Here is a 12,763-nt window from a genome sequence, read left to right on the forward strand (position 1 = left end):
GCCTGTCAATCAGGCGACCAGGAATGCCCCGCTCATGAAGACGACGAGGAACACCGCGTGCAGGGCCATGCCGGCCACCAGCACCGCGCGATCGGCGACTCCGTTCGCCCCTATCCGGGCGAGCACCAGGAAGATCGCGACGGCCTCCATGGCGTACCGGGCCGCCGACTGCATGGACCGGCCGCCCACCTCCGTCGACATCAGCATGACGAGCGTCAGCCCGCCCTGGACCACCAGATAGACCTGATCGCGCCGGAAGCGGTAGGGGCCGGTCACGCACAACACGAGCAGCACGACCGCGACCAGGATCGCGGCGGCGTCCAGGACGGCGGCCAGCGTGTGCGGCGCCAGCAGTTCCTGCTCGCCCATCTGGCGGACCGTGATCAGCCAGGCCTCGCCGGGGAGCGTGTAACGCCGGCTCCACTCATCCTGCGCGGCGCTGAAGGCGAGCGGATCGCCCAGCTCCACCCAGCAATAGAAGCTGTACGCGGCCACACCGAGCGGCACGAGAGCCAGGCCGAGCACGTCGGGCCGGATCCGGGAGGGCCGCCACCCGGTCTGGCGCAGGTATTCGACGGCCAGCGGGACGACCAGCAGCAGGCCGAACAGCCGGGTCGCCGACGACAGGCCGGCGAGCGTGCCGGCCGGCCACCAGTGCCCGCGACGACCGGCGTACAGCGCACCGACGGCCAGCAGGATGAACAGCGACTCGTTGTACCCGATGAACAGGAAGAAGCCCATCGGGGTGGCGGCCAGGTACCAGGTCGCGCGCCCGGCGACCCGGGAGCCGAACTCGTGGCCGGCCAGCCGGTGCAGCACCGCCAGCGCGCCGATCCCGGCGGCGTTCGCGATGACCAGGGCGGCGACCTGGGCGCCGCCGGGCAGCATCGGGTCGAGCAGGTGCATCAGCAGCGGGTACAACGGGAAGAACGCCGGGTAGCCCGGCCCCTGGTGATAGCCGCTCTCGGCGATCGTCACGTAATGCTGGGCGTCCCACTGGTTCCAGCCCCACATGATCGCCGACAGGTCCGGAGCCCGGCCGTCCCGGCGGGGCAGAGCGGCGAGCGCGCTGACGGCCAGGCGGACGACGGTGGTCACCGCCCACACCGTCACGGCCGCGGCCAAGGCCGTACGCCAAGGGTTGGTGGCCTGCTCGGGCAACCGTGCCGGGATGACGGTCCGGGGCGCCGGCGCGATCAGTGTCGACATGGCCGCCGAACCTACGGACGGGCTGATAACCCCCGGCTAAATCCAAGATCGACGATTTATCGGGTGGTTATCTGCCGTTTCGTACACTCAAGCAGATGCGGGTGCTGGTGGCGGACGATGAGCGGCTCTACGTCGACCTGCTGGCGCGCGGGCTGCGGCGCGAGGCGATGGCGGTCGACGTCTGCTACGACGGTGACGCCGCGGTCGAGCGGCTCGCCGTGCACCGCTACGACGTGGCGGTGCTCGACCGGGACATGCCCGGCCGGACCGGCGACGAGGTGTGCCGCTGGATGGGCGAGCAGGGCCTGGACACCCGGGTGCTGCTGCTGACCGCGGCCGGCAGCGTCTACGACCGGGTGGCCGGGCTGCGGCTCGGCGCCGACGACTACCTGACCAAGCCGTTCGCCTTCGCCGAGCTGGTCGCCCGGCTGGAGGTGCTGGCCCGGCGCACCGCACCGGCGCTGCCGCCGGTGCTCGAACGCGACGGCGTCGTGCTGGACACCGGCACCCGCACGGCCACCCGCGACGGGCGACCCCTCGAGCTGACCGCCAAGGAGTTCGGCCTGCTGCGGGCGCTGATGCGTGCGCAGGGACAGGCGGTGAGCGCCGAGGACCTGCTGGAGCAGGTGTGGGACGAGAACATCGACCCGTTCACGAACGTCGTACCGGTCACCATGCGCAAGCTGCGCCGCAAGCTGGGCGATCCGGCCGTCATCCACACCGTGCCCCGCGCGGGCTACCGCCTCGGAGGCTGAACGGATGCACCTGCGTACCGTCCGGGCGAGGCTCCTGCTGGTCCTGGCGATCGCCATCACCGTGGTGATGGTGGTCCACCGCTACTGGTACGGGCTCGAGTGGTTCCCTGCCTACGAATACGAGCCGTGCCGGGAGGCCATCGAGGGCTTCTGCGGCACGCTGGACCGGAACAAGCCGGTCACTTCCCTCACCCTGTACGCGATCATGCTGACCGCGGCCGTCACGCTGTACCGGCCGGTGTCCCGGTGGGTGCTGGCGCCGGTGCGCGACCTGATCCCGCTCGTCACCCAGGTCGGCCCGCAGAACCTGGGCCTGCGCATCCCGCCGGGCCGCGGCCGCCACGACGAGGTCACCGCGCTCACCGTCGCACTGAACGGCATGCTCGACCGGCTCGCCGCCGGCTACGAGGGCCAGCGCACCTTCGCCGCGAACGCCAGCCACGAGTTGCGTACGCCGTTGGCCCTGCAGCGAATGATCATCGAGGTGGCGATGGCGGAACCGCTCGCCGGCGACCAGTCCGCCCAGGTGGCCGGGCAACTGCTGCAGGCCAACGAACGCAGCGAGCGCATCATCGAGGGCCTGCTCACGCTGAGCCAGGCCGAGCAGGGCATCGTCGCGCACACCCCGCAGCGCCTGGACGAGATCGCCGCCGAGATCGCCGCCGAGGTGGCCGCCGGGCACCGGTCCGCCGAGGTCACGCTCACCACCGACCTGCTCCCCCGGACCGTCGACGGTGACCGGGTGCTGCTGGAACGCCTGATCCGCAACCTGGTCCACAACGCCGTCAAGTACAACCGGCCGGGCGGCACCGTCGGGGTCGCGCTCGGCCCCGACGGCACGCTCACGGTCACCAACACCGGCCCGGTGGTCGCCGCGTCGGACGTGCCCCGGCTCTTCGAGCCGTTCACCCGCCTCAACGGCGACCGCCTGGACCACACCGGCGGCAGCGGCCTCGGCCTGGCCATCGCCCGCGCGATCGTACGGTCGCACGCCGGCACCCTCGACGCCGTGCCGAACCCGGACGGCGGCCTGCGCGTCACGGTCCGCCTGCCCTCGTCCACCTAGCGTCCCGACCACATCATTCGTTGCTACCCGGCCGGCCATGACCGCCACAACGACCAGCAGTGGGTGTGGGCACGGTTCCGCGCGCCGGCCAACTCATGTGCCCGGGATCGGGACAGGACGCACCTGCCGACGGCGATGGTAGGCGTAGGCGACCGCGGCGAGCATCGGCCCCCACAGCAGCAGTGGCAGATAGCACGCGTAAAAGATCACGGCTTCAAGCGTGCCGCCCTGCGTGGGGAACTCTGCGGGCAGCGGTTCGCCGCCCCAGGTCCGACCGGCGAGGATCCCGGAGAAGGCGGCTGTCCACAGGAGGGTCAGGAACACCGCGCCAAGGGCCGCGGGAACGACGGCGGCCGCCGTCGGCACCCGGCGGCCGCGCAGGCCGGGTATCCACCGAGGGAACCGTTCGCCCCAGCCGGCGATCAACCCGACCGCCGTGAACGCTATCGCCTCCGCCACCACCGACAGGCAGACGATGTACAGCCGCTCCCCGAAGTCCGGCCCGTCCCGGAACGCGGCCGGCAGCCGCCAGATCCCCGACGGCAGAACGATGAACGGAATGGTCAAGGCGGCGATCCGCGCCCAGCGGGGAACGCCGGGAACCGCGGTGTGGGCACTGCGCCACGCGGCACGTATACGGTCAGTCGGCATGCTTCGACGCTAGGAACGAGCGTGCCCGTGTACCTCCCGCCTCCAGGGGGATCCTCTCCCTCCCGCGAGGGAGCCCGCGTTCCCGCACGCACTTCTGCGGCCCGGACCACAGGTGCAGCGGCGCCTGGACGTCGAGGATCTCGGTGACGCCCATGAAACAGTCGGCCCGGCAGCCGGAGCTCCTCGTGTCGCTGATGTCCTCGGTGGTGCGCCACATGTCCGCCACCGGGCTCCGGTCGCCGAGCGCGTTCGGCGCCGTTGTCATCAGGAGACCCGGAAGGTGGCGTCCTGGCGGTCGCCGGCGCTGGAGGCGGCGCTGAGCGGGTCGACGCGCAGGACGTACCCGGAGTGGCGCAGGTATCGGTCCGGGAAGTTGTACGACCGGAACGACGACCAGCTCGCGTCCGCCAGGCCGGCGACCCGGGTGAAGGTGGCGTCGGCGCGGAAGGCGGCGGTGTTGTCGGTGGCGTCCAGCCGGATCGCGTAATTGCTGTGCCGCAGGAACCGGCCCGGGTAGTTGACCGACTCGAACGAGACGCCGGCGCTGTCGGCCAGGCCGGGCACCATCCGCCACAGCTGGTCCTGGTGCGGGTCGAACGGGTACGCGTCGATCCGGCCGATGCTGTCGGCGTGCCGCACGTACCGGTCCGGGAAGTTGTACGACTTGAGGCGGACCCAGCCGGGCAGGCCCCAGCGCGCCACCAGGCCGTCGTGCTCCGCGGCGGTGATGCCCACGATCGAGCCGTGCTTGGCGTTCAGCGGCGGCGTGTAGTCACGCTGGTTGAGCAGCGTCCACGCGTTGCTGCCGACATTCGACGTCGACCAGGCGTAGTAGTCGTTGTTGACCGGGCTGAACGAGTCGCCCCACAGCCGCCAGCCGCTGCCGGTGTTGTTCTTGATCAGCAGCGGCGCCTCCATCGCGTTGCCCTGCCGCAGCCCGCCGGTGTAGTTGCTGTAGCTGTTCGGGTTGCCGGTCGACGAACGCGCGCCGTAGATCAGGCCGTCGCTCATGTTCTTGTAGTACATGTAGAACGTCGATCCGTCGGCCACGATGTCGGCGTCCAGCACCGGGTGACCGGGGCTGAAGTAGACCTGGTTGGCGCTCACCGTCCGGAAGTCCGACGTGTAGTTGACCATGAACACGTCGTTGCCGTTGTTGGCGGAGTACACGATGGCGTACTGGTTGCGGGAGGCCACCCAGAACGCGGTGGGAGCCCATGTGTGGGTGGCCAGCCCGTGCATCCGGATCCGGCGGTACCCGGTGAAGCTGCGCAGATCGGTGGAGTCCCACACGTGCAGGTACTGGTTGTTCTCGGTGAAGATGCGCCCGCGCAGGTCGGTGGCGAGCACGACGAACGTGCCGTCCTGCTTGCGCAGGATGAACGGGTCGCGCAGGCCCTGGGTGCCGGCAGTCGGCGTCACCACCGGATTGTTCTGGTTCAGCGGCCGCCAGTTCAGGCCGTCGGTGCTGACCGCCAGGTGCAGCGCGTAACTGTCGCCGCTCTGGTCCGGGGTCTCCGTGAAATAGCCGAACACGTACGCCGTGTTGGCGGCCGAGGCGGCCGACGGCGCGCCGAGCAGCGCTGCCCCGCCGGTGGCGGTGGTCAGCGCGCCCAGGGCGGCCAGGCGGGTGAATTCGCGTCGGGACAGGTGCACAATCATGGACCTTTCTGCCTGATGGGGGAAGGCGGCGGTGCTCAGAGAGTGGGTACGACCGGCTGGATCGTCCCGTCGGCGTTGAACCGCAGCGGGTCCACGGTCACCTCGCGGTTGGTGCCGTCACCGGCCGGGATCGCGAACCGGTGGTAGGCGATGTACCACGTGTCGCTGTCCGGGGCCTTCACCACCGACTGGTGCGCGGGCCCCTTGATGCCGAGGCTCAGGTTCTTGGCCAGGATCGTGCCGCGGTGGGTCCACGGGCCGAACGGCGAGGCGCCGGTGGCGTACTCGACGTGGTAGTTCTCCGACCGGGTGTCGTCCACCGAGTACGTCAGGTAGTACGTGCCGTTGCGCTTGAACACGAACGGCGCCTCGCGGAAGTTCGGCAGGCTGAACGTGCGGACCGCGGTGGCGTCGAAGGAGATCATGTCGGCGTTCAGGCGTACCGCGTACGCCGAGCCGTTCCCCCAGTACAGATAGGCCTGCCCGTCGGTGTCGGTGAAGACGTGCGGGTCGATCATCTGGCCGCCGCGGAATCCGGCCGGCACCAGCGGCCGGCCCAGCGGGTCGGTGAACGGGCCTGTCGGGCTGCTCGACGTGGCGACGCCGATGCTGGTCGCCGCGCTGAAGTAGAAGTAGTACCGGTTGTCGCGGTACGCGATCGTCGGCGCCCACGCCCGGTCGTCGGCCCAGCTGATCTGCGGGCCCAGATCCAGGATCGTCCCGTGGTCGGTCCAGTTCACCAGGTCGGTCGAGGAGAACGCCTTGAACCGCGTCCCGCTCCAGCCGTTGTACCCGTCGGTGGTCGGGTACAGGTAGTACCGCCCGGCGAGGTGGGCGATGTTCGGGTCGGCGTACAGGCCTTTGAGCACCGGGCTCCGCCGGCCGGCGACCCACGGCGCGGTCACCCGGAACGAACTGTCCCCGGCGAACGTGCCCGGGTTGGTCGTTGCGGGGTCGACCCACAGCTGGTTGTCGCGGTGCCGGAGAAACCGTCCCGGGAAGTTGAACGACTCCAGCCGCACCGATCCGGCGGTGGAGCCGTCCCGGACGCAGAAGGTGGCGTCGGCCAGGAACACCGCGGTTCCGGCGTTGGCCTCCAGGCGGATCCGGTAGTCCCGGTGGCGCAGCCACATCCCGTTGGCCGCCTGGAACGACACGCAACCGGTCCCGCCGGCCAGGCCGGGGGTCACGGTGAAGGTCGCGTCGCTGCGCGCCTGGGCGGAGCTGCCGGCGTTGACCGCGGCGAGGGAGCCGAGGTAGTCGGCGTGCCGAAGATATGCGCCGGGTACGTTGACCGACTGCAGCGAGCGGGCGCCGGTGGGGATCTCCGCCGCGGAGGCGGGCGTGGGCGCGATGACCGTGACGAGGCCTGCGCCGATGAGCACCGTCGATGCGCGGGCCGCCAGTCTGCGGCCGGGACGGAACGGGGACATGGGGCTTCACTTCCTTCGCCGGATGGGGGTCCTTCAGCGGGCGACCGGTGGGGGCCGGATCGCCGCTGTGTTCCGAAGGCGTTTCGCAGCAGTGTTATCGCTCACATATATGACTGTCAAGGCGTGTACCTAGCCGCCGGCTCTTCGAGCGCATTCGCGATCCAGAGATGTTGCCGCTAACAACAGGATGCCCGGCGAGGGCGGCCGGGTAAGGATGACAACCATGTTCGAGGGCTTCCGGGACGAGCACATCACGGTGGGCGACGTACGGCTGCGGGTCCGGCACGGTGGCGACGGCCCGCCGGTGCTGTTGATCCACGGGCACCCGCGCACCGGCGCGACCTGGCACCGGGTGGCACCGCGGCTGGCCGAACTCGGCTACACCGTGGTCTGCCCGGACATGCGCGGCTACGGCGCGTCCAGCAAGGCGCCCCTCCTCGCCGACCACTCGCAGCAGTCCAAGCGTGCCGTCGCCGCAGACCTGGCCGGCCTGATGGAACACCTGGGGCATCCGCGGTTCGCGGTGGCGGGCCACGACCGGGGCTGCTACGTCGCCCTGCGCCTGGCCCTCGACCACCCGCGGGCGGTGAGCCGCCTCGTGGTGATGGACGGCGTGCCGATCAGCGAAGCCCTCGCCCGGTGCGACGCGAAATTCGCCCACGACTGGTACCACTGGTTCTTCTTCGCCCAGCCGGACAAGCCGGAACGCGCGATCCTGGCCGACCCCGGCAAGTGGTACAGCGGCGACCCGGAATCGATGGGCGCGGAGAACCACCGCGAGTTCCGGGCCGCCACCCGCGACCCGGACACGGTGCGGGCCATGCTCGAGGACTACCGGGCCGGCCTCGGCGTCGACCGGGACCACGAGGAGGCGGACAGGCGGGCCGGACGGGTCGTGGAATGCCCGGTGCTGTTCCTGTGGTCGACGCGGGACGACATGGAAGACCTCTACGGCGATCCGCTGACGATCTGGCGGGCCTGGGCTGCCGACGTCCGCGGGGAACCGATCGAATCCGGTCACCACCAGGCGGAGGAGAACCCGGCTGCGGTGGTCGGGGCGCTGCACGGATTTCTGCGGTAGGACGCACGGAACGGGCGCGGGGCGGCGGGCGTCGAACATCTATGGCTCGCAACGGAGCGCGTTCACCCGTACGCATGCAGGCGTTCTTGATCGTGTTGACCCTGGTCCTGGCCGGCTGCGGCGCACCGAGCGCGCCCGGCGACGCGGCCCGGATCGACGCCGCGCTGGTGGCCGACCTGGCCCCGGCCGACGCCCGCGCGGTGAGCGCAGCAGTCAACGGCTTCGCGTTCGACCTCTTCCGCGAGGTCCGCAGCGGTCCCCGCACCACGATCACCGCTCCGCTGTCGATGACCGCGCTGCTGGCGCTGCTGCTGGCCGGCGCCGACGGGGCGACGGCCGCCGAGATCGCCGAGGTGCTGCATCTGAAGAACCACCGGGACGTACGGGTCGGCGCGCTGCTGCGGCAGGTGGCCGACACCGACGAGGTCACCCTGTCGGTCGCCAACGCCCTATGGGCAGATCCGAACAGCCCATTGGAGCAGGACTACCTGTCATTCGTCCGTCGGACGCTCGGGGCGACCGCGGAGCAGGCCGACCTCGGCGCGGCGGAGACCGCCGGGAAGATCGACGAATGGGTGCGGCAGAACACTAACGGCCTGATCGACGGCATCGCCGGCGACCTCGGCCTGCCCGACCAGGCCGCCACGCTCGCGCTGCTCAACGCCGTGTACTTCCTCGGCGAGTGGCGCACCCCGTTCGACCCGGCGCGGACGCGCCCGGCGCGCTTCACCGTGCCCGGCGGCGCGGGCACCGAAGTGCCGACGATGCACCTGAGCGGCGAGACGTTCGGCTACACGCAGCGTGATGGTTACCGGATGGTGCGGTTGCCGTACGGTGAGGACGGCCGGTACGGCATGGAGATCATGCTGCCGGACCGGGCGGACGGGCTGGACAGCGTGCTCGCCACCCTGGACGCCGGGTCGTGGCAGGCAGCGGTGGACAGCCTGGCCGACCAGACGCTCGACGAGCTGGCGCTGCCACGCTTCGAACTGCGGTGGCAGGGTGAGCTGACGGGCGCGCTGCGCAAGCTCGGCATGACGACAGCGTTCACTCCCAGTGACGCCGACTTCCGGCCGATGTCACCGGCCGGGCCGGCCCTGTCGACGGTGGCGCACAAGACGTACCTCCGCGTCGACGAGAAGGGCACCGAAGCCGCTGCCGTCTCCGGCGGCGCGATGGTCACCTCGCTCCCCCTGCGTCAGACGGTCTTCCGGGTCGACCACCCGTTCGCCTTCACCATCTCCGACCGCGACACCAACGCCATCCTCTTCCTCGGCGCGGTGACCGACCCCCGCGCCTGAGACCCCTATGGTGAGCTCTGTGGACGACGAGGCTGTTTACGCCGCTGCCCGGCGGATTCTGGAAGCGGGCCTGATCGGCGACGGCTCGCTGTTCACTCCCGGCGCTGCGATCTGGTCGGCGGCATCGGCGGACACGCTCGACGCGAACTTCGTGCAGCAGCCCGACACCGGAAGCGGCAGCTTCGTCCAGAAGCTCAGCGGCCAGTTGTCATCGGCTCCGCCGCAAGCGGTTCAGCTGATGGCTGAGTTGATCTATCTGCACCTGCTGCTGCCGAAAGACATCGGCGGACCGGCCAAGCGAACGGTCGTCGACGGGGCGCTGAGCCTGCTGGATCCACGACCGGAGATCCCCGCCCACCTCGATCGGCTGCTCGACAGCGGGCTTGTTCGCGCCGGCACGGCATACATGACTCAGCGGGATCGGCAGATCGCGTTCCTCGTCAGGTTCGTGCAGAACTGGAAGCGCCTGCCGTCCGACCGGCAGAAAGCGGCGCTGCACGACCCCTGGCTGTTCCGTGCCGTCGTGGACGAGGTGCCGATCGGCAGCGCCTACAGCCAGCGCAACGTGCTGCTCAACCTCGCCTTTCCGGAGACCTTCCCGGCGGTTGTCTCGCGCAGGCACAAGGAACAGATCGTCCAAGCGTTCAGTGTCACCGCGCCGACCGGCGACGTCGACCGGGACCTGGATGCGATCGTCACCCGGCTCCGCGACGAGACCGGAACAGCGGTGCGGTTCTACGCGCCTCCGCTGCTCGATCAGTGGCGCGGGGCAACCGGCGCCGAAGAGGCAGCGGGCCCGCGAGGCTGGCTGGTCCGCGGCGCGAAGGTGCACGGCCAGAATCTCATCAGCCAGTGGCTCGCCGAAGGTTTCTGCTCCGTGGCGTTTCCGGAATTCCCGGAGATCAAGCCGGGGACCGCGAAAGCCGACCTCGACGAGGTCTTCCGGGAACGCCTGACCGGATATTCCGTCGCCCAGCGCAGCGTTCGGGTCGGCGTCCTCGACCGGTTCCTCAACCGCATGCGCGAGGGTGACGTCGTTGTGACCCTGGACTGGCGGGGAATCTACGTCGGCCGGGTGACCGGGCCGGTCACCTGGACGCCGGCCCCCGGCAACATCGCCAACCGGCGCCGGGCGGTGGCCTGGGCCAACCCGGACGCGCCGATCAGCAAGGACCAGCTGTCGACCATGGCCCGCAACAAGCTCGCCGGTCAGCTCACGGTCAGCGACCTCGGGGCGGCCACCAGCGAGTTCGCCGCCCTGGCCGGCCTGGCCCCGATCGAGGACGAAGCGACGGCCGAGGCCGACGTCGAGCTCAACGACCCGACACCGGCCTTCGCCGACCGGCTGTTCATCGATCACGAGTGGCTGCTGGACACCGTCGACCTGCTCCGGGAGAAGAAGCAGATCATCTTGTACGGGCCACCCGGCACCGGGAAGACCTTCCTGGCGTACGAACTCGCGCAGTACCTCACCGGTGACGTCGACGGCGCGTACCGGCTCGTCCAGTTCCATCCCTCGTACTCGTACGAGGACTTCTTCGAGGGCTACCGGCCGGTCCGCGGCGACCAGCCGGGCGGCATCGCGTTCTCGCTGGAGCCGGGCCCGTTCAAACAGCTCGTCACCGAGGCCAGGAAGGATCCGGCCCAGCCCTACGTGCTGATCATCGACGAGATCAACCGGGCCAACCTGGCGAAGGTCTTCGGTGAGCTGTACTTCCTGCTCGAGTACCGCGGCCGGCGGATACAACTGCAGTACTCCCCGACGGACGACTTCGAGCTGCCCCCGAATGTGTTCATCATCGGCACCATGAACACCGCCGACCGGTCCATCGCCCTGGTCGATGCCGCGATGCGGCGCAGGTTCCTGTTCCAGGGGTTGTTCCCGGGTGAGCCCCCGCTGTGCGACATGCTGCGGCGATGGCTGGTGGCGAACCAGCTCCCGGAGGACCGGGCAGACCTGCTGGACGAGCTGAACCGCGCCATCGGCGACCGGGACGCGGCCGTCGGACCGTCGTACCTGATGAACCCCCGCGTCGCCGACGAGAAAGGGCTGGCCCGGATCTGGCGTACGGCCATCGAACCGCTGCTGGAGGAACGACACCTCGGTGATGGCGTCGACATCGGCGCCAGGTACGGGTTGAGCGTTCTCCGGCGGCGCCTGGCGCCATGAGACAGTTCGTTCTCGACGAGCACCAGACGAAGGACTTCGAGCCCGGCGATGCGCTGCTGGCTCCCTTGCTCGCCCGAACCGGCATGGTGACCGTGGGCCTGACCATCGACGGCCGGCTGCGGCTGACCGCGGCCTCGACCGTCGGGGTGCTCCAGTTCCCTGCCGGCGGCGACACCGTCGAGCTCCGGGTCCGGCCGAAGCTTCCGATCGACCGGCTGTTCTGGATGGTGAGCCACGCTCGCGACGACCGGGCCTGGCGGCCGGAGATCGCTGATCTGGAGACCGTCGACGACTTCATGCCGGCGCTCGCCGTGGCCTTCACCGCGGCGGCGTCGCGGGCCCTCGCCGCCGGCGTGCTGCAGGGTTATCGGGTGGCGGAGGAGGCGTTGCCCACGCTGCGCGGCCGGCTCCGCGAAGCCGATCAGCTGCGCGCCCGGCTCGGGCTGGCCCCGCCGCTGGAGGTCCGGTACGACGACTACTCCCCCGACATCGCCGAGAACCAGATCCTGCTCGCTGCCGGCGATCAGCTCCGCCGGACTGCCGGCGTGCCGGCCGCGGCCCGCCGGGGACTGCACCGGCTCGTCCAGGCGCTGGTCGACGTGTCCCGGTGGACGCCGGGCACACCGCTGCCGGCTGTCACCGAGACCAGGCTCAACGCCCGGTACCGTCCCGCGCTCCGCCTGGCCCGGCTGGTGCTCGCCCGGCACGGCACCGAACACCACGCCGGGACCACATCGGCCGGCGGGTTCACGGTCGACCTCAACACCGTCTTCGAGGACTGGCTCACCGCCGTCCTGCGCGCAGCCGTCACCGCCCGCCACGGCGGTGCCGTGGTCGCCCAGCACCCGATGTTCCTCGACGACACCGCGCTGGTCGGCATGTACCCGGACATCACCTGGTGGCGGCACGAGCGGTGCGCGGGCGTGGTGGACGCCAAGTACAAGACGACGAGCAAGGCCACGCCGCCCAACGCGGATCTGTACCAGATGCTCGCCTACTGCACGGCACTCGGCACGTCCGAAGGCCATCTGGTGTACGCCACCGGCCATGCGCCCCGGCGGGAGTACCGGCTGACCGGCAGCGGCGTCCGGGTCGTAGCGCACGGGCTTGATCTGGCGGCATCGCTCGACGACGTCCGGCGTCAGATCGACCGGATCGCCGACGACGTCGCGATCGGGTCCCGGTCGAGGACGAACGTGCCGTCGGCCACCGTCCCGTAGAGGCATGCGTCGTGCCGGTCACCGTTTGCGGGCCAGGATCTGGATGGCTGCGCCGCCACGTCGAACCGGTTCGCCGGGTGCGGCAGGGCCGGTGGCGACTCGATCAGGTCGAGGGTCAGATCGGGCCGGGCGCGGCGGCCCCGCTCGATCAACGCGGCCGAGACGTCGACGCCGGACACGGCGGTGAATCCGGGGTCGGTGAGTCGAGGGTCCAT

Annotated in this window: 12 protein-coding genes; 6 read left to right on the forward strand and 6 right to left on the reverse strand. The window is 70.4% G+C overall.

All coding sequences use genetic code 11. The features are described from left to right. Positions 1-9: 9 nt before the first annotated feature. Positions 10-1,209, reverse strand: a complete 1,200-nt coding sequence (locus tag AC0NH5_RS14175) for a mannosyltransferase family protein (protein ID WP_474403605.1) — start codon at positions 1,207-1,209, stop codon at positions 10-12. Between the two features lie 95 nt (positions 1,210-1,304). Here AC0NH5_RS14175 and AC0NH5_RS14180 point away from each other — a divergent pair, with 95 nt between their 5' ends. Together AC0NH5_RS14180 and AC0NH5_RS14185 are read left to right on the forward strand one after the other, a co-directional pair. Next, positions 1,305-1,964 (forward strand): response regulator transcription factor, encoded by a 660-nt coding sequence (locus AC0NH5_RS14180; RefSeq protein WP_474403607.1) that lies wholly within the window; start codon positions 1,305-1,307, stop codon positions 1,962-1,964. A 4-nt stretch (positions 1,965-1,968) separates the two neighbouring features. After that, entirely contained in the window at positions 1,969-3,030 is a 1,062-nt protein-coding gene (locus AC0NH5_RS14185; protein ID WP_474403609.1) for a sensor histidine kinase, read from the forward strand. Positions 3,031-3,123: 93 nt separating this feature from the next. Here AC0NH5_RS14185 and AC0NH5_RS14190 read toward each other — a convergent pair whose 3' ends face one another. From AC0NH5_RS14190 to AC0NH5_RS14205, 4 genes are read right to left on the reverse strand one after another with little or no spacing between them, the layout of a single operon-like run. Then, positions 3,124-3,681: a hypothetical protein gene (locus tag AC0NH5_RS14190; RefSeq protein WP_474403611.1), complete on the reverse strand. Its 558-nt coding sequence runs from the start codon at positions 3,679-3,681 to the stop codon at positions 3,124-3,126. Then, entirely contained in the window at positions 3,671-3,946 is a 276-nt protein-coding gene (locus AC0NH5_RS14195) for a hypothetical protein (protein ID WP_474403613.1), read from the reverse strand. Before AC0NH5_RS14195 ends, AC0NH5_RS14190 begins: the two co-directional genes overlap by 11 nt. Further along, positions 3,946-5,343 carry a glycoside hydrolase family 43 protein gene (locus AC0NH5_RS14200; RefSeq protein ID WP_474403615.1) on the reverse strand — a complete coding sequence of 466 codons (1,398 nt, stop codon included), beginning with the start codon at positions 5,341-5,343 and terminating at the stop codon, positions 3,946-3,948. The genes AC0NH5_RS14195 and AC0NH5_RS14200 overlap by 1 nt, the downstream gene beginning before the upstream one ends. A gap of 35 nt (positions 5,344-5,378) precedes the next feature. Beyond that, positions 5,379-6,776: a family 43 glycosylhydrolase gene (locus tag AC0NH5_RS14205; protein ID WP_474403617.1), complete on the reverse strand. Its 1,398-nt coding sequence runs from the start codon at positions 6,774-6,776 to the stop codon at positions 5,379-5,381. A gap of 223 nt (positions 6,777-6,999) precedes the next feature. Here AC0NH5_RS14205 and AC0NH5_RS14210 point away from each other — a divergent pair, with 223 nt between their 5' ends. The 4 genes from AC0NH5_RS14210 to AC0NH5_RS14225 all read left to right on the forward strand — a co-directional run bounded on the left by AC0NH5_RS14210 (position 7,000) and on the right by AC0NH5_RS14225 (position 12,548). Beyond that, on the forward strand, positions 7,000-7,857 hold the full coding sequence (locus AC0NH5_RS14210) for an alpha/beta fold hydrolase (RefSeq protein WP_474403619.1): 858 nt from the start codon (positions 7,000-7,002) through the stop codon (positions 7,855-7,857). Between the two features lie 74 nt (positions 7,858-7,931). Continuing rightward, positions 7,932-9,158 carry a serpin family protein gene (locus AC0NH5_RS14215; RefSeq protein WP_474403621.1) on the forward strand — a complete coding sequence of 409 codons (1,227 nt, stop codon included), beginning with the start codon at positions 7,932-7,934 and terminating at the stop codon, positions 9,156-9,158. Positions 9,159-9,177: 19 nt separating this feature from the next. Beyond that, entirely contained in the window at positions 9,178-11,328 is a 2,151-nt protein-coding gene (locus tag AC0NH5_RS14220) for an McrB family protein (RefSeq protein WP_474403623.1), read from the forward strand. Then, positions 11,325-12,548: an McrC family protein gene (locus AC0NH5_RS14225; protein ID WP_474403625.1), complete on the forward strand. Its 1,224-nt coding sequence runs from the start codon at positions 11,325-11,327 to the stop codon at positions 12,546-12,548. The genes AC0NH5_RS14220 and AC0NH5_RS14225 overlap by 4 nt, the downstream gene beginning before the upstream one ends. Here AC0NH5_RS14225 and AC0NH5_RS14230 read toward each other — a convergent pair. After that, positions 12,470-12,763 carry a hypothetical protein gene (locus AC0NH5_RS14230; RefSeq protein WP_474403627.1) on the reverse strand — a complete coding sequence of 98 codons (294 nt, stop codon included), beginning with the start codon at positions 12,761-12,763 and terminating at the stop codon, positions 12,470-12,472. The two genes, AC0NH5_RS14225 and AC0NH5_RS14230, sit on opposite strands and share 79 nt — an antisense overlap.

This window comes from Actinoplanes sp. 13 (assembly GCF_056134165.1).